Origin of the sequence: Phocicoccus schoeneichii (assembly GCF_014635565.1) — a bacterium.
Classification (GTDB): Bacteria; Bacillota; Bacilli; order Staphylococcales; family Salinicoccaceae; genus Phocicoccus; species Phocicoccus schoeneichii.
In genome coordinates this window covers 315271-339192 of the sequence record NZ_BMDB01000001.1, presented here as the reverse complement: position 1 = coordinate 339192, position 23922 = coordinate 315271, and the positions used below count along the sequence as shown (strand labels likewise).

Annotated in this window: 31 protein-coding genes and 1 riboswitch; of the genes, 26 read left to right on the top strand and 5 right to left on the bottom strand. The window is 33.6% G+C overall.

The window, feature by feature from the left end; translation table 11 throughout:
- Window positions 1-4 precede the first annotated feature (4 nt).
- The 6 genes from pstC (at window position 5) to IEU51_RS01845 (ending at window position 5341) form a co-directional block, all read left to right on the top strand.
- Complete coding sequence (gene pstC, locus IEU51_RS01870) at window positions 5-922, top strand: phosphate ABC transporter permease subunit PstC (protein ID WP_186087686.1); 918 nt, start codon at window positions 5-7, stop codon at window positions 920-922.
- The gene (gene pstA, locus IEU51_RS01865) at window positions 922-1797 is read left to right on the top strand and encodes a phosphate ABC transporter permease PstA (protein WP_186087689.1); all 876 of its coding nucleotides are present in this window, start codon (window positions 922-924) and stop codon (window positions 1795-1797) included. Before pstC ends, pstA begins: the two co-directional genes overlap by 1 nt.
- 78 nt (window positions 1798-1875) lie before the next feature.
- Complete coding sequence (gene pstB, locus IEU51_RS01860; RefSeq protein ID WP_229713851.1) at window positions 1876-2643, top strand: phosphate ABC transporter ATP-binding protein PstB; 768 nt, start codon at window positions 1876-1878, stop codon at window positions 2641-2643.
- Between the two features lies 1 nt (window position 2644).
- Complete coding sequence (gene phoU / locus IEU51_RS01855) at window positions 2645-3280, top strand: phosphate signaling complex protein PhoU (RefSeq protein ID WP_186087692.1); 636 nt, start codon at window positions 2645-2647, stop codon at window positions 3278-3280.
- 65 nt (window positions 3281-3345) lie between these two features.
- A complete protein-coding gene (locus tag IEU51_RS01850) occupies window positions 3346-3927 on the top strand; it encodes a 5-formyltetrahydrofolate cyclo-ligase (RefSeq protein ID WP_308808164.1) in 582 nt (193 codons plus the stop codon).
- Entirely contained in the window at window positions 3917-5341 is a 1425-nt protein-coding gene (locus IEU51_RS01845) for a rhomboid family intramembrane serine protease (protein ID WP_186087711.1), read from the top strand. Before IEU51_RS01850 ends, IEU51_RS01845 begins: the two co-directional genes overlap by 11 nt.
- Before the next feature lie 33 nt (window positions 5342-5374).
- Here IEU51_RS01845 and IEU51_RS01840 read toward each other — a convergent pair whose 3' ends face one another.
- On the bottom strand, window positions 5375-5614 hold the full coding sequence (locus tag IEU51_RS01840) for a DUF2759 family protein (RefSeq protein WP_186087714.1): 240 nt from the start codon (window positions 5612-5614) through the stop codon (window positions 5375-5377).
- A 92-nt stretch (window positions 5615-5706) separates the two neighbouring features.
- Here IEU51_RS01840 and IEU51_RS01835 point away from each other — a divergent pair, with 92 nt between their 5' ends.
- Window positions 5707-6321 carry an MBL fold metallo-hydrolase gene (locus tag IEU51_RS01835; protein ID WP_186087716.1) on the top strand — a complete coding sequence of 205 codons (615 nt, stop codon included), beginning with the start codon at window positions 5707-5709 and terminating at the stop codon, window positions 6319-6321.
- 37 nt (window positions 6322-6358) lie between these two features.
- Here IEU51_RS01835 and IEU51_RS01830 read toward each other — a convergent pair whose 3' ends face one another.
- Entirely contained in the window at window positions 6359-6604 is a 246-nt protein-coding gene (locus tag IEU51_RS01830; protein ID WP_186087719.1) for a DUF2626 family protein, read from the bottom strand.
- Window positions 6605-6754: 150 nt separating this feature from the next.
- Between IEU51_RS01830 and IEU51_RS01825 the strand changes: the two genes are divergently transcribed.
- From IEU51_RS01825 to gcvPB, 9 genes are all read left to right on the top strand, one after another.
- Entirely contained in the window at window positions 6755-7753 is a 999-nt protein-coding gene (locus IEU51_RS01825) for an ATPase, T2SS/T4P/T4SS family (RefSeq protein ID WP_186087739.1), read from the top strand.
- Complete coding sequence (gene comGB, locus IEU51_RS01820; protein WP_186087742.1) at window positions 7710-8765, top strand: competence type IV pilus assembly protein ComGB; 1056 nt, start codon at window positions 7710-7712, stop codon at window positions 8763-8765. The genes IEU51_RS01825 and comGB overlap by 44 nt, the downstream gene beginning before the upstream one ends.
- Before the next feature lie 11 nt (window positions 8766-8776).
- Complete coding sequence (gene comGC, locus IEU51_RS01815) at window positions 8777-9106, top strand: competence type IV pilus major pilin ComGC (RefSeq protein ID WP_186087745.1); 330 nt, start codon at window positions 8777-8779, stop codon at window positions 9104-9106.
- A complete protein-coding gene (locus tag IEU51_RS01810; RefSeq protein WP_188349259.1) occupies window positions 9084-9512 on the top strand; it encodes a prepilin-type N-terminal cleavage/methylation domain-containing protein in 429 nt (142 codons plus the stop codon). The genes comGC and IEU51_RS01810 overlap by 23 nt, the downstream gene beginning before the upstream one ends.
- Before the next feature lie 167 nt (window positions 9513-9679).
- Window positions 9680-10159: a competence type IV pilus minor pilin ComGF gene (locus tag IEU51_RS01805; RefSeq protein ID WP_186087751.1), complete on the top strand. Its 480-nt coding sequence runs from the start codon at window positions 9680-9682 to the stop codon at window positions 10157-10159.
- A 155-nt stretch (window positions 10160-10314) separates the two neighbouring features.
- On the top strand, window positions 10315-10800 hold the full coding sequence (locus tag IEU51_RS01800; protein WP_186087753.1) for a shikimate kinase: 486 nt from the start codon (window positions 10315-10317) through the stop codon (window positions 10798-10800).
- A gap of 74 nt (window positions 10801-10874) precedes the next feature.
- Window positions 10875-10961: riboswitch (glycine riboswitch) on the top strand.
- 66 nt (window positions 10962-11027) lie between these two features.
- Window positions 11028-12104 (top strand): glycine cleavage system aminomethyltransferase GcvT, encoded by a 1077-nt coding sequence (gene gcvT, locus IEU51_RS01795; protein ID WP_186088383.1) that lies wholly within the window; start codon window positions 11028-11030, stop codon window positions 12102-12104.
- Between the two features lie 29 nt (window positions 12105-12133).
- Window positions 12134-13477: an aminomethyl-transferring glycine dehydrogenase subunit GcvPA gene (gene gcvPA, locus IEU51_RS01790; RefSeq protein ID WP_186087756.1), complete on the top strand. Its 1344-nt coding sequence runs from the start codon at window positions 12134-12136 to the stop codon at window positions 13475-13477.
- Window positions 13470-14954, top strand: a complete 1485-nt coding sequence (gene gcvPB, locus IEU51_RS01785; RefSeq protein ID WP_186087759.1) for an aminomethyl-transferring glycine dehydrogenase subunit GcvPB — start codon at window positions 13470-13472, stop codon at window positions 14952-14954. Before gcvPA ends, gcvPB begins: the two co-directional genes overlap by 8 nt.
- 46 nt (window positions 14955-15000) lie before the next feature.
- Here the strand turns inward: gcvPB and IEU51_RS01780 are convergent, their stop codons facing one another.
- Entirely contained in the window at window positions 15001-15387 is a 387-nt protein-coding gene (locus IEU51_RS01780) for a rhodanese-like domain-containing protein (RefSeq protein WP_186087762.1), read from the bottom strand.
- Between the two features lie 84 nt (window positions 15388-15471).
- On the opposite strand from IEU51_RS01780, the gene IEU51_RS01775 reads away from it, so the two are divergent.
- Complete coding sequence (locus IEU51_RS01775; protein WP_308808163.1) at window positions 15472-16290, top strand: lipoate--protein ligase family protein; 819 nt, start codon at window positions 15472-15474, stop codon at window positions 16288-16290.
- Window positions 16291-16315: 25 nt separating this feature from the next.
- On the opposite strand, the gene IEU51_RS01770 is transcribed toward IEU51_RS01775, so the two are convergent.
- Entirely contained in the window at window positions 16316-16537 is a 222-nt protein-coding gene (locus tag IEU51_RS01770) for an SA1362 family protein (RefSeq protein ID WP_186087765.1), read from the bottom strand.
- A gap of 11 nt (window positions 16538-16548) precedes the next feature.
- On the bottom strand, window positions 16549-17109 hold the full coding sequence (locus tag IEU51_RS01765; RefSeq protein WP_186087767.1) for a hypothetical protein: 561 nt from the start codon (window positions 17107-17109) through the stop codon (window positions 16549-16551).
- A gap of 122 nt (window positions 17110-17231) precedes the next feature.
- Here IEU51_RS01765 and IEU51_RS01760 point away from each other — a divergent pair, with 122 nt between their 5' ends.
- From IEU51_RS01760 to IEU51_RS01720, 9 genes are all read left to right on the top strand, one after another.
- A complete protein-coding gene (locus IEU51_RS01760; protein ID WP_186087770.1) occupies window positions 17232-18293 on the top strand; it encodes a M24 family metallopeptidase in 1062 nt (353 codons plus the stop codon).
- A gap of 11 nt (window positions 18294-18304) precedes the next feature.
- Window positions 18305-18862 (top strand): elongation factor P, encoded by a 558-nt coding sequence (efp, locus tag IEU51_RS01755; protein WP_186087773.1) that lies wholly within the window; start codon window positions 18305-18307, stop codon window positions 18860-18862.
- 96 nt (window positions 18863-18958) lie between these two features.
- Entirely contained in the window at window positions 18959-19399 is a 441-nt protein-coding gene (gene accB, locus IEU51_RS01750) for an acetyl-CoA carboxylase biotin carboxyl carrier protein (RefSeq protein WP_186087776.1), read from the top strand.
- The gene (accC, locus tag IEU51_RS01745) at window positions 19399-20745 is read left to right on the top strand and encodes an acetyl-CoA carboxylase biotin carboxylase subunit (RefSeq protein WP_186088385.1); all 1347 of its coding nucleotides are present in this window, start codon (window positions 19399-19401) and stop codon (window positions 20743-20745) included. The genes accB and accC overlap by 1 nt, the downstream gene beginning before the upstream one ends.
- 12 nt (window positions 20746-20757) lie before the next feature.
- The gene (locus IEU51_RS01740; protein ID WP_186087778.1) at window positions 20758-21108 is read left to right on the top strand and encodes an Asp23/Gls24 family envelope stress response protein; all 351 of its coding nucleotides are present in this window, start codon (window positions 20758-20760) and stop codon (window positions 21106-21108) included.
- A gap of 12 nt (window positions 21109-21120) precedes the next feature.
- Window positions 21121-21486 (top strand): transcription antitermination factor NusB, encoded by a 366-nt coding sequence (gene nusB, locus IEU51_RS01735; RefSeq protein ID WP_186087781.1) that lies wholly within the window; start codon window positions 21121-21123, stop codon window positions 21484-21486.
- Window positions 21487-21499: 13 nt separating this feature from the next.
- The gene (gene xseA / locus IEU51_RS01730; protein WP_186087783.1) at window positions 21500-22843 is read left to right on the top strand and encodes an exodeoxyribonuclease VII large subunit; all 1344 of its coding nucleotides are present in this window, start codon (window positions 21500-21502) and stop codon (window positions 22841-22843) included.
- Entirely contained in the window at window positions 22833-23039 is a 207-nt protein-coding gene (xseB, locus tag IEU51_RS01725) for an exodeoxyribonuclease VII small subunit (RefSeq protein ID WP_186087786.1), read from the top strand. The genes xseA and xseB overlap by 11 nt, the downstream gene beginning before the upstream one ends.
- Window positions 23029-23898, top strand: a complete 870-nt coding sequence (locus tag IEU51_RS01720) for a polyprenyl synthetase family protein (protein ID WP_229713793.1) — start codon at window positions 23029-23031, stop codon at window positions 23896-23898. Before xseB ends, IEU51_RS01720 begins: the two co-directional genes overlap by 11 nt.
- Window positions 23899-23922 lie beyond the last annotated feature (24 nt).

Sequence of the window (23922 nt, the reverse complement as noted above, 5' to 3'; positions counted from 1 at the left end):
ATGAATGGTTGATTTAAACATTCGTGAACGTATCGCCAATAATCAAAGATCTAAACTAGTAGAGAAAACAGTACCTATCGTACTGTTTTCTATTACTATCATTTCGGTTTTAACAACTATTGGGATACTTTATACGTTAATCGTTGAAACAGTACACTTTTTCGGACGTGTATCTATCGTAGAGTTTTTAACATCTACTAAATGGAACGCTTTTAGTAGCACACCATCTTGGGGTATTTTCCCGTTAATTTTAGGAACTTTAAAAATCGTAGTGATCGGTGCAATTGTCGCAGTACCAACAGGTATTGGTGCAGCGATTTATTTAAGTGAATATGCATCTGATAGAACGCGCAGAATTATTAAACCCATCTTAGAGGTGCTTGCAGGTATTCCGACTGTTGTTTACGGTGCGTTTGCGATTACATTCGTAACACCTTTTTTACAAAGTTTCATACCTCCACTGAACCACTTTAACGCCCTAAGTCCGGGTATTGTAGTGGGTATAATGATTTTACCAATGATCGCGAGTTTAACAGAAGATGCGTTATCTTCTGTTCCAAACTCAATGAGAGAAGGTTCACTCGGAATGGGTGCAACTAAATTCGAAACAGTGTCTAAAGTTGTATTACCAGCAGCAATTTCTGGTGTAGGAGCAGCAGTTGTACTTGGTCTTTCAAGAGCAATTGGAGAAACTATGATCGTGTCAATTGCAGCAGGTTCTACTCCGAACTCAAGTTTTAATATTTTGGAGTCATTACAGACAATGACTGGGTTTATCGTACAAGTAACGTCAGGTGACGCAGCTTTCGGTACAGATGTTTACTATAGTTTATATGCTGTAGGTATGACATTATTTATCTTTACACTAGCAATGAATATGATTTCACAGTGGATTACTAAGAGATTTAGGGAGGAATATTAATGCTTTTGGATGCAAATGTAATTGAAAAAAAACGTAGTCCAAGACTCATGAAAAACAGTTTCATGAAGATGCTATTCCTTTTCTCTACTCTTATTGGACTTGTAGTTCTTGTCGTTTTACTTGGAACTACGCTTTTAGATGGATGGAAATATTTAACTGTAGACTTTTTTACTAACTTTAGTTCAAGTCGACCATCGAGAGCAGGTATTAAAGGTGCAATACTTGGTACGTTATGGCTCATGGCATTTACTACTCCGATTGCTATATTTTTATCAGTCGGAACTGCACTTTATTTAGAAGAATATGCACCAAAGAATAAATTTACTAAGTTTGTTGAAACAAATATTGCAAACTTAGCAGGTGTGCCGTCAGTAGTATTCGGTCTGCTTGGTTTAACTATTTTTGTGAGACAGTTTGGTTTAGGTAACTCGGTTATTGCAGCGAGTTTAACTCTTTCATTAATGATCATGCCAGTAATCGTAGTAGCGTCACAAGAAGCATTAAGAACAGTGCCACTTGCTGTACGTGAAGCTTCAATTGGTATGGGGGCATCAAAATGGCAAACAGTTTCGCGTATTATTTTACCAGCAGCAATTCCAGGGATTATTACAGGTATTATCTTAGCGATTTCTCGTGCAATCGGTGAAACAGCACCACTCGTTGTTATCGGTATTCCGGTAGCATTATTAACAACACCAAGTTCTCCACTTGATAGTTTCCAGGCATTACCAATGCAGATTTATAACTGGGTAAAAATGCCACAAGCTGAATTCCAAAACTTAACAGCAGCAGCAATTATTGTACTTTTAGCATTACTACTTATGATGAACTTCGTTGCAATTATCATTCGAAACAAGTATTCAAAAAGATTTTAAGGTGGATTATAAATGATTATGACTAAAGAAAAAACAAGTGCGATCCATATAGATAATAAAAATCTAAATCATTCGCCAATGGAGATGCAAAATAAAGAAATCTTTACTTCAAAGAACTTTAACTTATGGTACGGAGATAACCATGCGTTAAAAAATATTAACCTTTCATTCCATGAAAATGAAATCAGTGCGATTATCGGACCGTCAGGTTGCGGTAAATCAACTTACATTAAATCATTAAACCGTATGGTAGAACTGGTTCCGATTGTTAGAACTGAAGGTGAAATTCTTTACCGTGACACGAATATTCTAGATAAGAATATGACAGTAGAAGAGTTACGTACTAAAGTAGGGATGGTATTCCAAAAGCCAAATCCATTCCCTAAATCAATTTATGATAACGTCGCTTATGGTCCTAGAATTCATGGTATTAAAGATAAAAAGACTCTAGACCAAGTGGTTGAAAAAAGCTTAAGACAAGCTGCAATTTGGGATGAAGTTAAAGACCGTTTGAATGATAATGCTTATGGATTATCAGGTGGACAACAACAAAGAATTTGTATCGCTAGAACTTTAGCTGTAGAACCTGACATCGTACTTATGGACGAACCAACAAGTGCGTTAGACCCAATTTCTACAATTAAAATCGAAGATTTAATGCAAGAACTTAAAAAAGAATACTCAATCATTATCGTTACACACAACATGCAACAAGCAGCACGTGTATCTGATAAAACTGCATTCTTCTATCAAGGAAATGTAATTGAATACAACGATACAAACATCATCTTCGAGAACCCACACGATAAGCGTACAGAAGATTACGTGACTGGTAGGTTCGGTTAATATGTCTGCACGTGTAAAATTTGTAAATGATTTGGAAGAACTGAAACAGTACATTTATGATATGTCACAGTTATTATCGGAAAGATTCGACTCACTAGTTAATGTGCTTGAAAACAACGATAGAGCACTTGCTAAAGAACTAATCGAGCGCGACGTAGACATAAATGAACTGGAAGTTAAGATTAACGATCAGTCCGTTTCACTCATTACATCACAGTCACCCGTAGCATCGGATTTAAGATTAATTATTTCATGCATTAAAATCGCAGAAGATTTAGAGAGAATCGGAGATAACATTTCTAATATTGCAGAAGTATCTAGACGTACGCAAATTATGAATAAGCAAATTCTACTTCGCTTAACAACAATGATTCGTCTTGCTAAATTAATGCTAGATGATGCGATGGTTGCAATGAAAACGGAAGATCTCAGCTTAGTAAATGAAATTATTGAGAGAGACAACGATATAGACCAAATATTTGTTCAAGTAACAATGTCTGATATCTATGAAGAAACAGATGCATTTGTTACTGGTCAGATTCAACTGACAGCAAAATATTTAGAGCGTATCGGAGACCATATTGAAAATATTGGAGAACATATCTTCTTCACGCTTACAGGTAAAAGATATAAGTAGAACCATCTATTGATGGTTCTTTTATTTTTATCTCTATTGTTATTTGTTAGAATAGAAATAACGAGGTGAATACGGTGAATAAAAAAGAATTACGTAATCAAATGATTTCTAAATTACAAGGGTTTAGTCCTAGTGAAAAGTTAGGGAAAGAGTCTAGCCTTTACAGAAATTTATATGATTTTTTAGAAGGTAAGTCATACGAAACTGTAGGTCTCGTATTATCGATGAGCCATGAGCTTGATACGTGGCCAATCATCGACCATTTTATTGACCAAGGGGTTAAAGTTTATGGTCCAAAGTGTACTTACACGACGAAAGCTATGGATTTTTACGAAATCAAGTCACGAGATGAAATCACGAAAGATGAAAAGAATATACTAATTCCTGATAGTTCTAACGAACAAAATAACCAGGTTGATTTGCTTCTTGTACCAGGTCTTATTTTCAATGAAGAAGGATACAGAACTGGATACGGCGGTGGGTTTTATGACCGCTTCCTTGAAAACTTTAAAGGTGAAACAGTATCTCTATTATTTGACGAGCAACTTGGTCAAGTAATTACGGAGTCACATGATTTACCTGTGGATACTTTAATTACACCAACACAAATAATTATTGCGAAAGAAAATAGAACTAATGGCAAATAAATGGCAAGCAGCATATGAAATAATACGGTATACAAAATATGTAACAGCATATTATGAAAGTGAAACGGATACCTTATGGCTTAAGAATAAATCGACTCGTACACTCATGTGTATCAATGAAACACCGATTGAAAATATCCATGTCGAAGGTATTACTGAATCTATTTTTTCAAATAAAAATAGTCTAGATACAATTGCAGGATTTAATGTTAAACGTGTTAAAATTTATTACTTAAATTCAGCTAAAGGGAAACGTACATTTAAATCAAAAAAATTACGTGTCACTCACTATGGTATTGAAAATATCGGTGAAATTATTTTAAGTCCTTTTTATAAGATTGATACTAAATATAAGAAACAAAAACAAAATGATTGGTATAAAAGAAGAGTATTATCAGGGAATCCATTAGAGATGTATATGATTAAATCCACACCAATGACGAGTGTGTTAATCATGATCAATACACTCATCTTTTTAATGAACTTGTTTTATATTCATATTAAAGATTCCATGCACTTTACAAATCAACTTGGTCTTACACACTTTGACGTCGTGCAGGGGGAGTATTATAGACTCATTTCAAGCGCGTTCATACATGCCAATGTAGAGCATTTCTTGTTTAATATATTTGCACTCTATATACTTGGGAAGTTTGTTGAGAGTATATATTCACATGTACATATCTTAATCACTTATATCGTGACCGCACTGCTCGCAAACGTTGTGTCATTGACATTTATTACAGATAGCCTATCACTTGGAGCAAGTGGTGCAGTATATGGATTACTCGGAGTACTTGTGATATTTATGCTCATCAATAGAAAGATCAACACAAAACTCATCGTACAGATTGCTTTAACTTTTATAGTAATCAGTGTGATATCAAGCTTCTTTAGTAATGTGAACCATTATGCACACGTCGGCGGACTTATCTACGGTCTTATGCTCGGTGTTTTATTCCAAGCAAAACGGATCGATTGGAAGATTTCACTGCCAGTACTTGTATTGTTACTCGCAACTCCTATCATTCTCTGGAGCGTCGTTTTAAAACATGATTCTTATCAGCCAGTGGACGAAGTGGGACTAAAATATCTGAACGAAAAACAGTACGATAAGGCGCTAGAAACTGTCAATGAGACATTCCAGTACAATAAAGAGACAAGCACAACATATTATATTTTAGCTAAACTTTATGATATTTCTGGTGATTTTGAAAAGGCAAAAGAAAATTATAATAAGAGTTTTGAACTAGATCCTGAGAATGAATTAGCTTTAAAGTATAAATTGTATGAGTTAAGAAAAGCAAATGATTACGATTCAATGAAAAAGTTGATTGATAATATCGACAGAGATCATATTTATGATGATGAACTTCGCGCAATAGAAGAAGATATGAGAAGTAAAGGGTATTAAAAAAACACGAACAATTTGTTCGTGTTTTTATTTTTAGTGTCCTAAAGTTGGATATCCAAATGTGAAAATCGTTGCAAGTGCAAAGAAACCAAATGTTGCAATTGCACCAACACTAAATATGATCGCTAAAATGTTTTTAGCTTTAATTGAGTTCACGAGTGCAAATACTGCAACTACTGCAATTAAAAGCATGAGTAGTGAAAGTGTGTTTACACCAATGTGAATCGTCGTGTTACCGATATTAAATAACTCACCCGTATTAATGAAAGGCATTTTTCATCCTCCTTAGCATTTATAAACATATCACTTATATATATTGTATAATTGAAACAAGAGATTGTCTATATTAATTTGAGGTGAAATACATGGAAATCATTACATTACCGCTTGGACCACTCGATACAAATTGCTATATTCTTTTTAACGAAGACAAAAAAGCACTTGTGTTCGATCCGTCTTATGATGGTAAGAGAATTTTATCAGAAATTAAATCAAGAGGACTAGAAGTAGAAGCGATATTCCTCACACATACTCATTTCGACCACATCGGTGCATTGGACGTCGTAGCAAAGGATTTAGGCGTTACGACTTACTTAGGTGGAGAAGAGTATGAATGGGTACAAAACCCTGCTTTAAATGGCTCTAGCCGTTTTGGTGAAACAGTGACTACGAATGTAAAACGTGAAGAGTTAGAAGATGGCCTATTTGAAACAGAATCATTTAAGTTTGAAGTACTTAGTACACCAGGCCACTCACCAGGTAGTAAATCATTTGTATTTGATGATTTCGTAATTTCAGGAGATGTTCTTTTCAATAAAGGTGTAGGTAGAACAGATCTCTATATGGGGAACGAAAAAGAATTGATGCATTCTATTAAAGAGAAGTTATTTAAACTTGATGAAAACATGGATGTTTATCCAGGACATGGAATGCCAACGACAATTGAAGAAGAAATGCATGAAAATCCATATATTAGATAGAAAATAAAAAATACACGTCCGAGTTGGACGTGTATTTTTATTGGTTACCAAATGTTGGTTCCATTAAGAATGTTGAATAGTAAGTAAATCCTACAAAGAAGAATACTAAGTATGCAGCGAATACATACATGTACATTCTTTCAGTTAGTTTCATATATCCAAGTAATACAAAGAAACCAGTTTGTGCAAGGAAAAAGAACGCCATTGTTGTCATATCACCAATATAGAACAAAATAGCAAACATAGCTGTCCAAAAGCCCAGCATTTTAAATACCTTATCCATCGAGTTGTCCTCCCACCTGAACCTATTAATTACCTTAATTATAATGAACTCTAAGAGTGTTGTAAATACTAATTCAGTTTTAATGATACAAATATTTTTATTAAAAAAAGTAAAAGCATGTTTTTTAAGTATATGTATATAGGAGGACATATGAAGACATTACTAAACACATTGTTAAAAGACGCACAGGACAATTATTTTACAGATATTCATATTATACATCAAAGTGATGTAGGTATCATTCGCGCAAGACAAAGAGGAAAAATGATTGATGTACAAACGCTTAGTTTAGAGTCTTATAAAAAACTTATAAACTATCTAAAATTCATTGCAGATCTAGATGTTAATGAGTACCGTGTACCACAGAGTGGTCGCTTAGAAGTCACTGTAGATGATGAACTTATGAATATACGAATTTCTACATTACCCGTTTCATTGATGAATGAAGTCATAGTCATACGCATATTAAACAGCGCTAAATATATTCCTTCAAGCGAATTATTTAGAGATTCTTCAGACTACACATTTTTGAAACAGCAAATGTTGCAAACACAAGGACTCATACTCTTTACTGGCCCAACAGGTTCAGGTAAAAGTACTGTTATGTATCGTTTATTAGAAGAAATTGTTGCAACTGGAGATAGACAGGTAATTAGTATCGAGGATCCAATAGAATTTAACTTAGAACGTGTAATTCAAGTTGAGATTAATGAAAAAGCACAACTTGATTACGGACCACTCTTACGTGGAGTTTTACGTTGTGATCCTGATGTAATCATGTTTGGAGAAATCCGAGACAAAAAGATTGCAAAAGAACTCGTTCGAGCAAGTCTATCTGGTCATCTTGTTATTTCAACATTTCATTCTAAAAGTGCCGTCAGTGCACTCATGCGTTTAAAAGAATTTGATTTGTTGAATGAAGAATTAAGAGAGTCTCTAACTCTAATTATTAATCAACGCATTTTACATTTCAAAAATGAAACGTTCATTGTGTATGAAGCACTTAATCAAGATGGAATCACAAAAATACTTAATGGTGAGCATGTTGAAATCAAAACGATATCATCGAAAGTAGAAGACTTATTTAAAGAAGGGGTGATTTCTCATGAAGAATACCACTCGTTCAAAGAAACACTCGAACAGACTTAAAAAGTATGATGCAGACTTTTTGTTAAAGCTTGCTGAATTACTTCAAAATGGATTTACGCAAAGAGATGCACTTATATTTTTATTTAAACAATATGATGTGCTAAAAGTGTCTGAAACAAACATAGGCATCAAAATGGCTGAAAATGGAAATAGCTTGGCAGATGTATTGAAGTTTCTTGGGTTTAGAAACTCTGTTATTTCACAAACACAGTTTGCAGATGTTCATGGAGAAATTATATCTAATCTGATTGAAACTAGTGTTTATTTGAAAAAAAGAAGAGAGACGATCAAAAATATAATGAAAGCTGTTCAATACCCTCTCATCTTGCTTTCTATCTTTGTCGTAATGCTTGTGATTTTAAACTACACGGTTATTCCTCAATTTAACTCCCTGTTTTTATCTATGAATGCAGAAAAAGGAACACTAATAAAAGTGCTTGTGAGTATTTTAAATACTTTACCTAAAGTTGCACTTGTCACTTTTTTAATCGCCATAGTCATAGTTATCACCTTCACATTAATTTTAAATCAAAAGAATAAATATAAGACTCTCTTAATTGTAAGCAAAGTACCTATATTAAGAACCTATTTTAAATATTATATTTCACATAAATTTGCTCGAGAGGTTGGATACCTCATAAAGAGTGGAATTGAACTAAAAGTTATCATCGATATTTTTAAAGAACAGGATCTAAATCCATACTTAAAAATAATTGCAGAACATATCGAAATGGGAATAGTACAAGGCTTGTCGTTCTCTGAGTCCGTTAACGAGACAAAGTACTTAGATCATAAGATATATGCTTTTATAAAACATGGAGAAATTAATTCTAATGTAGGTAAAGAACTTCTCTTATATAGTGAGTACACGATTGAAAATATGATTTTAAGAATTGAGAGAACAACTTCAAGAATTCAACCTGTTATTTTTTCTGTGATAGGTCTTTTAATTGTTTGTTTATATCTAGTCATTGTGCTCCCAGTATTCCAAATGATGTCCCAACTAAATTAGGAGGTCTCTAAATGAGAAATGTATTCAAAAAAGCAATTTTAAATGGAAAGAAAAATGATGGTTTTACTCTGATAGAAATGTTACTCGTACTTCTCGTAATATCTGTGCTTATTATTTTAATCATCCCTAATATTGCAGCGCAAAGTAAGAATGTTCAAGAAACTGGATGCTCTGCTCAAGTGAAAGTTGTACAAGGGCAAATTGAAGCTTATACACTAAATGAAGGTATCGCACCAACGTCTATATCACAACTCGTACCGGATTATCTAACTACTAACCAGACTGCATGTGCGAATGGAGACTCTATTACGATTGTTAATGGACAAGCAACTCGAGAATGATGGTTTTACACTTGTAGAAACGATGCTCACGCTATTTGTCGTGAGCATTCTTCTCTTTATTACCATAGTGCATATTCCAAAATTTGAAAATAATCATAGTCTGGATGAAGTTCAAAATATTAAGTATTTCCTAGAGAAAAAGCAATTTGATGCGATGCGTAAAGAGAGTTTAGTATTAGTGCGTATTGATTATCAAACCAACCAAATAACCTCTCTTGATACAAAAGATAATTCTAGGGAGGTATTAAAAATTAATCATTGCATACTAAAAGAAGGTAGCCTCACTCAATTTACATTTAATAATAAAGGAGATTCGAGTGCATTTGGAACAATTTATTTATCTTGTAAAAATAAAAATTCAAAACTTATATTCCAAATTCAAAAAGGTAGATTTCGGATCGAATAAAGGATTCTTACTTGTTGATAGTTTGATGTCTGTATTTATCATAAGTCTAATTGTCTCTTTGCTCATTCCAGCAGTAATTGGCGCACATCGCTTGGAAGAAGAGTCTTCTCAAAAGTTAGAATTCTATAGAACACTGTATATTGACCTTAATTCAGGTCTAGATTTTAATGAAAGTAATAAATATTTTATCAAATCTGGATATGTTTGTAACAAAGAAGGGACGTGGTGCATTGAATCAGTTAAAAAAGAATGATGGATTCACATTACTTGAAGTACTCATTTCATTATTTTTAATATCTGTCATTATCACGTTATTCCCAATTATCTTGCAGTTCTTTCTAAAAGTAAAAGTACCTGCTGATAATTTTGATATAGACATATTTATTTTAGATATATATAGCGAAATAAATGTAACAGAAGAATATGATGTTAAGAAAATTTCAGATAGAGAGATACAAATACAAAATGATAAAAGAAAAATAAACTATCGTTATTTTGATAAAAGACTAATAAAGTCTGTGAATAACGATGGTTTTATTACTCTAATGTATGATGTATCAAAATTTGATGTTGAAGAAACAAAAGATGTTTTCAGAGTTAATGTAGGAGGAAAGAAAACATTTGAAATTGCTATTAAAAAACAATGATGGGTTCGTAAGTATTTCTGCTTTCTTTTTACTCAGTTATATTACAGGTGTATTTTTCTGGTATATGTCACGTGTTTTAATGGTGATAGAAGTCAGGAACAGTATAATAGGGTTATATGAAAAAGAAATTATACAAATATTAACTAGGTGATTAAATGATTTTAATTGGATTTATGGGATCAGGAAAAACAACAGTTGGAATAGAGCTTGCAAAAATTCTCGATAAACCATTTATTGATTTAGACCAGCAAATTGTTTTAGAAAATAATATGAAAATTCCAGATATTTTTAATAAGTTTGGTGAAGCGGGATTTAGACAAAGAGAATATGAGACCCTAAAAAATGTAATTGAAAAAGATGCAATCATTTCTACAGGTGGAGGCATTATTACATATCCAGATTCTTTCGATTTACTAAAAAATATTTCTAAAGATATTTTTTATTTGGAAATTCCGTTTGAGATTTCTTTTAACAGAATTAAAAACGATGAAAACAGACCTTTAACTAAGTCTAAGAAATCAGATTTAAAGAAAATTTTCGAGCATAGAATCCCTCTATATAAAGAGCTGTCTGATTATTCTATTAATGGTTCTGAGAGTGTTAATGAAATTATTCACAATATACTTATGCATAAAAAATAATATAAACTCAATTCGCTTGCTATTCCTTACAGATTAAAGATATAATGTATACGGATACAAAAGAATATGTACGGATGAACAGTGCTGGAGAGAACGTTATTCGTCGCCGAAGGAGCAAGCCGCAAGGTGAATCTCTCAGGCAAAAGGACGGCACTGGGACGTAATCCTGAAGAAATTCAACAGGGCAATATTTGGTTATTGTTCTGTTTTTTATATTTAAGGAGGATATTATGGGTGAATTAAAGAAAACACCATTGAATGATTACTATCACGAAGTCGGTGCAAAACTTGTAGACTTTGGTGGTTGGGAAATGCCTGTATCATTTACTAGCATCAAAGATGAACACAATGCAGTAAGAGAAGACGTTGGTATATTTGATGTATCTCATATGGGTGAAATTAGAATAACTGGTCCAGATGCTGAAAAGTTTGCAAACTACACACTTACAAATGATGTAACAAAATTATCATTAGATAAAGCACAATACACATTCATTTGTAATGAAAAAGGTGGAGTAGAGGACGACTTAGTAATCTACAAACTTGCAGAAAATGACTATCTTTTAGTTCCAAACGCTGCAAATACAGAGCATGACTTTGAATGGCTTAAAAAGGTTGATGGTTTTGACGTAACAGTTGAAAACGTATCAAGTGATTATGGACAAATCGCTATTCAAGGACCAAATGCACGCAAATTAATTCAATCATTAACTGATGAAGACATCAGTGAAATGGGTATGTTCAACTTTAAACAAGATGTTGAAGTTGATGGTTTCAATGTTATTCTTTCTCAAAGTGGATACACTGGAGAAGATGGATTTGAGCTATATACAAAGCCTGAAGATGTTCTTCCTTTATGGAAAAAGTTTAAAGAACTAGGCGCAGTAGAATGTGGACTTGGTGCACGTGATACTTTAAGAATGGAAGCAGGTTTACCATTACATGGTCAAGAACTTACTCCAGAAATCACTCCATTAGAAGCAAAACTAGGTTTCGCCGTTAAAGTGGACAAAGGTGATTTCATTGGTCAAGAAGTACTTAAAGATCAAAAAGAAAATGGTGTTAAAAGACGCAGTGGTAAATTCGAAATCACTGGTAAAGGTATTGCACGTACTGGTTATGAAGTATTCGACAACGACGGAAACAAGGTTGGAGAAGTTACAAGTGGTACACAATCACCATCTACTAAGAAATCATTTGGTTTTGTTCTAGTTGACAATGACTTCTTTGAACTAGACAAAGAATTTGTTATTAAAGTTCGTAATAGGGAAGTCCCAGCTAAATTTGTTAAAAACTTTAAATAAATATAATTAATTTTTTAAGGAGTGTAAATATGAGTCATCGTTATTTACCAGTAACAGAAAAAGACAAACAAGAGATGTTGCAAGCGATTGGTGTAAGTGATATCTCTGAACTATTCAGTGACATTCCTGAATCAGTTCGTTTCGAAGGTGATTTAAACATTAAGCCTGCGAAAGACGAGTACTCTTTACTTAAAGAGTTAAACAAAATTGCAAGCAAGAATATCACATCAACTACACATTCATCTTTCTTAGGTGCTGGTGTATATGATCACTATATTCCATCAGTAGTAGATTCGATTATTTCACGTTCAGAGTTCTATACAGCTTATACGCCGTATCAACCTGAAGTTTCACAAGGTGAATTACAAGCAATCTTCGAGTTCCAAACACTCATTTCTGAGTTAACGGCACTACCTGTAGCAAACTCATCAATGTATGATGGTCCAACTGCATTCGCAGAAGCTGCTACGATGGCAGCAGGTGCAACTCGTAAGAAGAAAATTGTAATTTCTGAATCAGTTCACCCACAATCATTAGAAGTTGTTAAAACTTACTGTGCGGGTCAAAACATTGAAGTAGTTGTTGCACCTCTTGATGGAACAAAAACTGACATTACAAAATTAGATGAACTTGTAGATGCAGATACAGCTGCAGTACTTGTACAATATCCTAACTTCTTCGGAACAATCGAAGACTTGGAAGAAATCGAAAAAATAGCTCATAAAGGTAAAGGATTATTCGTTGTAAACAGTAATCCTCTTGCTCTTTCATTATTAACACCTCCAGGTGAATTCGGTGCAGACATTGTAACTGGTGATACTCAAGTATTTGGTATTCCAGCACAATTTGGTGGACCACACTGTGGATTCTTTGCAGCAACGAAAAAACTAATGAGAAGAATGCCTGGTCGTTTAGTTGGTCAAACGACAGATGACGAAGGAAGACGTGGTTTTGTATTAACTCTACAAGCACGTGAACAGCATATCCGTCGTGAAAAAGCGACTTCTAACATCTGTTCTAACCAAGCATTAAATGCACTTGCTTCATCTATCGCAATGAGTGCTCTTGGTAAGTATGGTGTAGTTGAAATGGCTGAAGCAAACATTCAAAAATCTCACTATGCTAAAGAAGCATTTAAAGCTGCAGGATTTGAAGTATTAGAAGATCGGAACTTTAACGAGTTTGTTGTTAAATTAAATAAAGACGTAACTGAAATCAACGATGAGTTATATGACAGTGGTTTTATCGGTGGATACGACTTAGGCCTAAGCTTTGATGAGTATAAAAACCACATGTTAGTTGCAGTTACTGAACTTCGTACTAAAGACGAAATTGATGAATTTGTTGAAAGGTTAGGTGAATATAATGGCTAGAAAAGATGCGAGCCCATTAATATTCGAAAGAAGTATTGCAGATAGATTTGCTTACTCACTTCCACCAGTGGATGTAGAGACTAAAGATATTAACTCTTTATTAGATGATAAATTTATCCGTAAGACTAAAGCAGAATTACCTGAAATCAGTGAGTTAGATTTAATCAGACACTACACTGAACTTTCAAATAAAAACTGGGGTATCGACACTGGATTCTATCCATTAGGATCTTGTACGATGAAGTACAACCCAAAAATTAACGAAAAGGTTGCTAGAATTGATGGATTTGCTACATCTCATCCACTTCAAAATGAAAAAGCAATCCAAGGTTCATTAGAAATTGTTCATGACTTACAAGAATCTCTTAAAGAGATTACTGGTATGGATGAAATTTCATTACAATCTGCAGCAGGTGCTCAAGGTGAGTGGACAGCGTTAATGATGATTAAGGCTTACCACGAAGCTAATGGTGACCATAAGAGAACAAAAGTTATCGTTCCTGACTCAGCACACGGTACAAATCCTGCCTCAGCGACTGTAGCTGGTTTCGATACAGTAACAGTTAAATCAAATGAAAAAGGTTTAGTAGACATCGACGACTTAAAGAGAGTAGTTGGAGATGACACAGCTGCAATCATGCTAACTAACCCTAACACTTTAGGTTTATTCGAAAAAGATATCTTAGAAATTAGAGATATCGTTCACGAAGCTGGTGGTAAACTATACTATGATGGTGCGAACTTAAACGCAATCATGTCTAAAGTACGTCCTGGAGACATGGGCTTTGACGCAGTTCACTTAAACCTTCATAAAACATTCACTGGTCCACACGGTGGTGGTGGTCCTGGTTCAGGTCCAATTGGGGTTAAAGCTGATTTAGCAAAATTCTTACCAAAACCTTTAATTGTTAAAGAAGAAGATACTTTCAAACTAGATTACGATCTACCACAAAGTATTGGACGCGTTAAACCATACTTTGGTAACTTTGGTATCTACTTACGTGCTTACACGTACATTAGAACAATGGGACCAGACGGACTAAAGAAAGTTTCTGAAGATGCTGTATTAAATGCAAACTACATTATGCGTAGATTAGAAGGTACTTATGAACTTCCATACGATCAACATTGTAAACATGAGTTCGTATTAAGTGGTTCTAAACAAAAGAAACAAGGTGCAAGAACATTAGACATAGCGAAAAGACTATTAGACTATAGCTTCCACCCACCTACAATTTACTTCCCATTAAACGTGGAAGAGGGACTTATGATCGAGCCAACTGAAACTGAATCTAAAGAAACTTTAGACAACTTCATAGACGCCATGTTAAATATTGCGAAAGAAGTAGAGGAAGATCTTGATTTAGTACTTGAAGCTCCTCATGATACTGTAATTGGTAGACTTGATGAAACAAAAGCAGCACGTCAACCAGTTCTACGTTTTGATCGTGAAGAAATTATTGAAGAGAAAAAATAGCATAAAAATAAGGTCGATGAAAATCGACCTTTTTTTATCTTTGCTATTAATTTTTAGAGTTAATCTTACCAGTCCATTTGCTGATACCACGTTTTAATACATAAATATCAGTATGACCTAGTTTCTTTAAGATACGAGCAGCTCGTAGTGCAGTTCTACCGTTTTGATCATATAGATAGACTGGCTGATCCTTACGAAGCGCTTTTGCTCTTTGGTTAAATACAGTCATTGGAATGTTTCTAGCACCTAAAATATGACCATACTTATAAGGCTCTTTTTCTCTTAGATCAACGAGCTGTACGCGTCTTAAATCTTTGCTAAATTCTTCCTCATCTACGATGTTTACACCTTTAACACTTAATAGAGCATTAACAATCATAAAGACAATGATTAATACTAAAATAACGAGTAGTACGATAGTTGTTGTACTCAAAAAAATCTCTCCTCAATATGTTACAATAGTTTAATTATAGTAGTTTTCATAATGTTTTAAAAGTAAAAGTTCGGAGGTATTTTAGTGAGTAATACATGGCTTTATATAAAAAGCGGAAAACAAGATGCATTTTTTAATATGGCTTTAGATGAACTATTAATGAACAAAGTCAGACGTGGTGAAATTCCACCAGTGATTCGTTTATACGAATGGGAAACACCTACTTTATCAATTGGATACTTCCAAAAAATGGAAAAAGAGATCGATATTCCTAAGGTTGAAGAATATGGATATCAACTTGTTCGCAGAAAAACTGGTGGACGTGGTGTATTACACGATAAAGAACTTACATATAGTTTAGTTTTGCCTGAAGATTATGAAGGGATGCCAAAAAGTGTAACAGAAAGTTATAGAATTCTTTCTGAAGGTATCAAAGAAGGATTCAAAAATCTTGGTCTTGATGCATACTTCAGCATCCCTGATAAGAAAGAGAGAAGAGAAGAGCGCAGCAGTGTGTGCTTCGATACTCCAAGTTGGTATGAATTAGTCGTGGAAGGAAGAAAGATTGCTGGTAGCGCTCAGACACGCTCTGAGGGCGTAATCATGCAGCACGGATCCATTCTCTTAGACGTCGATATCGATCACCTATTTGACATGTTTAAATTTACTAACGACCGCTTTAAAGAAAAAATGAAATCAACATTTTTGGAAAAAGCAGTTGCAATTAATGATATATCAGATAAAAAAATCACAATCGATGATATGTACAATGCATTTAAAAAAGGCTTCGAAGATGGTCTAAACGTAACTACTAACGAGTACGAACTTACTGAAGATGATCATAGAGAACTAGAATTATTAATAGAAAAATATGCTTCTAGAGAATGGAACTATAGAAGATAAAAAAAGATAAAAAAGGAAGTTTAGATTATTTTCTAAACTTCCTTTTTCTTTTTGTCTGTCTCATCGCTTTTCTATACTTTCTTTCATCTTCACTTAGAATAAAGAAGTAGTAAATTGCGTAAAGTATAGCGATAAATATCACAATTGAAATGATCGTCTGGAATATAAAATCAAATATATTACCGATATTCGTAATGAGCCCAATAACTCCAATACCGATAAACATATAAAACAGAGTTTTCTTCATTTAGTACACCCTTATAAAAATTTTACTGTTTCTTGAAATGCTTCAATAGCTTTCAAGATTTTTTCTTTGTCTTTTTCTTCATAGGCTTTTGTTACGTTGGCCATGTTTTTTATTAAAGCGTCGTTGAATACTGCAATCTTTTTGTCTTGTCTAGTTAATGTGTTAGACAGTTTTAGTTTATCGACTTCTTTATTATAATCATCGACAATATCTTTGATGTTTTCTTCTATATTTTTGATGTTTTCTAAATTAATAATATCTGTTTTTTTGTAATAAGTCGTCTGATCTTTTAATGTATCAATTTCACGTGAAAGTGACTTCGAATAATGGTCGACAGTTTCTTTATAGATTGTTATGTTTTCGTCCTTAGAATCTCTTTCGATTCTAGCAATTTCTTCGTCAATGTGCTCTATATCTGCTTTTAGTTGTTTATTTTCAACTTCTGCTGATTGAAGTTCTTTTTGTAATTCAGATACTTGTTCTTGTTTTTCAGCATGTGAATCTTCTTTACTTAAAGATGAACATGCACCAAGTAGTAAAGTTGTGCTTAAAATGAGTAAAAAACGCTTCATATTTAATCCTCTTCGTAAATATATTATGTGTTTTAGTTTAACACATTGACCATTAAAAATTAAAAGCATATGAATAATTAACAAAATAAGGTAAAATATGGTGTGAAAGGTGGATATCATAAATGATCAAATACGAGAAATTAAATCAGCTATTAGAAAGTAATAATCTAGATGCATTATTAATTATGAGCCCCTATAACAGACGTTATGTTACTGGATTTAGCGGTTCAAGTGGTGCCGTCGTTTATACTAAGAACGAAAAGTTTTTAATCTCGGACTTTAGATATAAAAACCAAGCTCCAAATGAATCTGTGGATTTTGAATTTGTTCTACAAGATAAAGGTCTACTTCCATTTATTGTAGAATTTATGAAAGAGAAAGGTTTAAAGACTATTGGTTTTGAATCTGAACATGTAAATTACAATATTTATGAATCTCTTAAAAATGAATTTGACCTTGTACCTCTTACAGGCGAAGTTGAAAAAATTCGTATGGTTAAAACACCAGATGAAATCGAGAAAATTAAAAAAGCATGTGAAATTGTTGACGAATCATACATGCACATTTTAAAATTTGTTAAGAGTGGAATGACAGAGCTTGAAGTAAGAAATGAACTTGAATATAAGATGGCTCAACTGGGTTCAGAAAAGCCAAGTTTTGATACAATTGTTGCGAGTGGACATCGTGGTGCATTGCCACATGGTGCGGCGAGTAACAAAGTAATCGAACGTGGTGATATGGTCACTCTAGACTTCGGTGCATACTATGAAGGTTATGCTTCTGATATTACACGTTCATTTGCTGTAGAAGAAGTTTCAAGCGAAATGGAAAAAGTGTATAATATTGTACTTGAGAGTCAATTAAAAGCTTTAGACGAAATAAAGCTTGGTATGACAGGTGAAGAAGCCGATAGTATCGCACGTGATGTGATTAAGTCTTATGGTTATGGAGATAACTTTGGACACTCTCTCGGACATGGTTTTGGACTTGAAGTACATGAAGGACCAGGACTTGCCCAATCAAGTGACATTGTTCTCACAGAAAACATGGTAATTACTATAGAACCTGGTATCTATGTAGATAATGTTGGTGGCGTTCGTATTGAAGATGATGCGATCGTAACTAAAAGTGTTCTAGAAAAATTAACTCATTCAACGAAAGACTTCATTATTGTAAATAACTAGGAGGAAAAAGAATGATTTCAGTTAACGATTTTAAAACAGGTTTAACAATAGAAGTAGATAACGGTATTTGGAGAGTTATTGATTTTCAACACGTTAAACCAGGTAAAGGTGCGGCTTTTGTACGTTCTAAATTACGTAACTTAAGAACTGGCGCAATCCAAGAAAAAACGTTCAGAGCAGGAGAAAAAGTTGGCCGTGCTCAAATTGACAACAGCAAAATGCAATACTTGTACAATGACGGTGATGACTATGTGTTCATGGATAACAACACATATGAACAAATCACTGTAAATAAAAGCCAACTAGAACATGAAATTCAATTCTTAAAAGAAAACATGCCTGTATCTATCATGATGTATGAAGGTGAAACTCTTGGGGTTGATCTTCCTAAATCAGTTGAATTACAAGTAGTTGAAACTGAACCAGGTCTTAAAGGAGATACTGTTTCTGGTGGTACAAAATCAGCTACTATGGAAACTGGTTTAAAAATTCAAGTTCCTTTATTTATTGAAAATGGTGAGATACTTGTCGTAAATACAGATGATGGCAGCTATGTTTCACGTGCATAAAAAGCAGATTCTATCTGCTTTTTTTTATTAAACATTGAATTGGTACGACCACATCTGTAAAATAGTAATATCTTATATTATTTAGGAGTTAATAAAATGAACTTAGATTACATTGATCAATTATTAGACAAAATGGAAAAAGCACAACTGACAGAACTTTCATATAAAGATAGTGAAGTAGATATTGTTCTTAAAAAAGAAACACCACAAGTAAGTTATACGGCTGCACCAGCGCCAACAGTTCAACAGGCTGCACCAGTAGGGACACAAGAAATTGCTGAAACATCTGCACCAGTAGAATCTGGAACATTTATTAAAGCACCAATGGTAGGTACTTTCTATAAAGCACCATCACCAGAAGCAGACGCTTATGTAAAAGTTGGAGATAAAGTATCTAACAACTCAGTGGTTTGTATTTTAGAAGCTATGAAACTATTTAACGAAATCGAAGCAGAGGTTTCCGGTGAAATTGTTGAGATTTTAGTTGAAGATGGAGAAATGGTTGAATTTGACCAACCATTGTTCAGAGTTAAATGATTAAAAAAGTACTAATTGCAAACCGTGGTGAAATCGCGGTACGTATAATTCGTGCATGTCACGAGCTTGGACTTGAAACGGTATCCATTTATTCTGAAGCAGATCGTGATAGTTTACACCGGAAACTCGCTACAGAATCTTACTGTATTGGTCCAAAGCTTTCTAAAGACAGCTACCTAGATATGATTAGCATCATTACAATTGCTGAAAAAACAAACTGTGACGCGATTCACCCAGGATATGGGTTTTTAGCAGAAAACAGTGACTTTGCTGAAATGTGTGCAGCATCTAATATTGCTTTTATAGGACCAAGTCATGAAACGATCAGTCTTATGGGGGTTAAAGATGTTGCCAAACAAACAATGATTAAAGCAAATGTACCAACAGTTCCAGGCTCAGATGGTGTTGTTCAATCTGTTGAACATGCGAAACAAATTGGTCAAGAAATTGGCTATCCTTTAATCATTAAAGCAAGTCATGGTGGTGGAGGAAAAGGAATTAGAGTTGCTCATAATGAAGAAGAACTCGTTCAAAATTATCGTTTAACTGAACAAGAAGCAGAAAGTGCTTTTGGTAACAGTGACTTATATATCGAAAAATATATTACAAACTTCCGTCATATTGAAATTCAAATCTTAGGAGACTATCATGGTAATGTGGTTCATTTAGGTGAACGTGATTGTACTGTACAACGTAGAATGCAGAAATTAGTTGAAGAAGCTCCAAGCCCAATTATTGACGCAGCAACGCGAAAAGAGATGGGTGAGACTGCTGTGCGTGCAGCTAAATCAATCAATTATGTAAACGCAGGTACGATTGAGTTTATCTATGACTTAGATGCGAATGAATATTACTTTATGGAGATGAACACACGTATTCAAGTTGAACATCCAGTGACTGAAATGATTACTGGTATCGACCTTGTCAGAATGCAATTAAAAGTTGCAATGCGTGAACCAATTCCATTTAAACAAGAAGATATTGAATTTAAAGGACATGCTTTTGAATTCCGTATCAACGCTGAGAATCCATTTAAAAACTTTATGCCTTCAGCAGGGAAAATTACAGACTTTTTAGCACCAGGTGGATTTGGCGTAAGATTAGATACTGCATCATATGCAGGATATTTGATCCCACCATATTATGACTCTATGATTGCGAAACTTATCGTCTATGGTGATGATAGAACAGATTCATTAAGAGTTGCAAAACGTGCTCTAGATGAGTTTGAAATTAAAGGAATTGATACTACAATTCCATTCCACAGAAGAATTATTGAAAATGAAGACTTTTTAAATAACGATTATAATACAAATTTCCTCGAACAACATGATATAATGAACTGATGAGGTGAGAGCATGTTAATACAATCTAGAACAGAATCAACAGGAGATATTACAATTTCTAACGAAGTGTTAGAAGTAATCTCTAGTATTGCTGTACTCGAAACAAAAAGTGTCCATTCACTTAACAACAACTTAGCGAGTGGTACAATTGAAAAATTAGGTAAAAAGTATCGCGCTAAAGGTATTCGTGTTGAAGATGTAGATGGTAATTTAAAAATCTCTGTATATGTGAATCTGAGCGATGATAGAAATGTCCATAGCATTGCTGAAACAATTCAGGAAAACATTAAGACAGCTGTGAACAATATGCTTGAAATCAACATTTCAGAAATTAATATTCACATAGTGAATATTATTAAATAATAGGTGTATAGAATGAATAGACATGAAATAAGAATTAAAGCATTTCAAATTTTATTCCAACTCGAAAAAGGTTTAGTTATGTTAGACGAAGTGAAGTTTAAAGAGTTGTTAGATACTGAAGCGTATTTAAAACAGATCGTTAACTACTATTTAAACAATCAAGAAGAAATTGATGCATCAATCAATAGTAACCTAACAAACTACACAATTGACCGCATTCGTAAAGTGGATCGCAATATCTTGCGCATGACAATTGCTGAAATAGAAGGTACAGATATTCCTAAAAAAGTTGCGATTAATGAAGCAATTAAAATTGCAAAAGTTTATGGCGAAGCTGATAGTTATAAATTTATTAACGGTGTTTTAAAGAACTATTAAAAAGAGTGATTAAATGACTAAAGATAAGTATCTTTCAGTTAACGCATTAACAACATATATTGCAGAAAAATTTGTCAAAGACCCGTATCTTGAACGGGTCTTTGTTCAAGGTGAGCTGTCAAATGCGAAATTGCATTCGTCTGGCCACCTTTATTTTTCGTTAAAAGATGAAAACAGCCAAATCCGTGGAATTATGTTCCAATCACAGGTCAACAAGTTAAAATTCAGACCTAAAGACGGAGACAAAGTCATTGTTGATGGTAGGGTATCTGTGTACAAAGGTAACGGTACATACTCAATCAATGCCTCTAATATGATTTTAGATGGTATAGGCCAACTGTTTTTACAACTAGATGAAAACATTAAGCTCTTAAGAAGTGAGGGCTTATTTGATGAGATACATAAAAAACCAATCCCAAAATTTCCAAGACACATTATTCTCATTACTTCTAAAACAAGTGCTGCAGTAAAAGATATGTTAACGGCCGTTGAAAGAAGGTTTCCACTTGTTAAAATTTCGATTTTAAATACATTGATGCAAGGTGAGAAGAGTAAAAATAATGTGATTGAACATCTTAAGTTTGCAGACTCACTAAATGCAGATACAATCATTTTATCTCGTGGTGGCGGGTCTATAGAGGATCTATGGACTTTTAACGATATAGATGTCGCGAGAACAGTATTTGAGCTTAATACACCTGTAATAACAGGTATTGGCCATGAAACAGATACGACACTTGTTGATTATGTAAGTGATTTACGGGCAACGACTCCAACTGCAGCAATTGAACACGCAGTGCCTGACCAGATTTCATTATACGAACTGATTAGAAATTATGAATACTCAATTTTAAAACACATGAATTTAAAACTTGAGAGCAAACTAAATGAGTTGGATAGTGTTAAAAATTATTATAAGTTTAAAAATCCATCATCATTGTATGATCAACAAGTTCAAAAGTTAGATCACTATTCGGGTCAACTTGAACACAAATTCAATTCTATTTTTACAGATAAAAAACATTATTTTGAAAGCAGAAAGTCGCAAATTTTTAATATAATAAAAAGTAATAAAATTGAGTCGTATCAGACACATGTGAATAGACAAGATGCACAGATGAAGCAATTAATTAAATATCAATCAGATAAAAATAAATTGCGTCTAAAAAACAATATAGATCTTTTAGATTCATTATCTCCACTCTTAATTTTAAAACGGGGATATTCTTATTCAACTATAGAAGACAAGGTTATTACTGATATCGACGATGTTTCAGTAAATGATATGATGAAAACACAGTTAAATAAAGGTACAGTTTGGTCTAAAATTATTGAGGTGGAGAAAAATGACAAATAAAAATCAATCGTTTGAAGACAAAATGAAAAGAATAGATGAAATTGTTGTTAAATTAGATAGCGATGATATCACACTTGAAGAATCGCTGAATCTCTATAAAGAAGGGGTCACCTTAACTAAAGAATGTGATGATATTTTAAAAAATGCACAATTAAATATCGAAGAATTGACTAAGGATGATTCTGATGGAGAATAATGTAGTACTAGACAAAGTTGTCGACAAAATTATTGAACAATTAAAACTGAATACAATAAACACATCACTCCTAGAGTCGAGCGTATATTCAATTAATGCTGGTGGTAAGAGATTCAGACCATTATTACTCTTACAGACATTAAAAGCACTAGGAACAGATGTAAATTTAGGCATTATTCCTGCAGCTTCTCTTGAGATGATTCATACGTATTCACTGATTCATGACGATCTACCTGCAATGGATGATGACGAATTGAGACGTGGAAAACCAACGAATCATATCGTTTACGGTGAAGCGACTGCTATTTTAGCTGGAGATAATCTATTAACAGAGAGCTTCAATTTACTGACAAAGTCAAAGCTAAGTCCTGAACAAATAGTAAAACTCGTTACCTTATACTCTAAGTGTGCAGGTCAACTCGGTATGATCAGTGGTCAAATGCTCGATATTGAAGCAACTGAAAAAGAACTCACTATTCTGGAATTAGAAGAAATACATCGCAATAAAACAGGTGAATTAATTGTCGCAGCAATAGAAGCAGCAACAATTATTGCGAACAGTGAGTCACATGTTACTGAGTCACTTAAATTATTTGGTGAAAAGCTCGGATTATTATTCCAAGTTACTGATGATATCTTAGATGTAACAGGAACTACTGAAACACTTGGTAAGCACATTGGTAGTGATGAGAAGAACAATAAAACGACGTATGTTTCTTTACTTGGACTTGATGGTGCAAAAGAAGTGAAAACAACTTTAGCAAATGAAATGAAAGACATTTTAAATACGCTAGATAAAGACATCCAAATATCTGAATTAATGGAAATTGTAGAATTAATAGTGAATAGAACAAAATGATGACATGTGTCATCATTTTTCTTT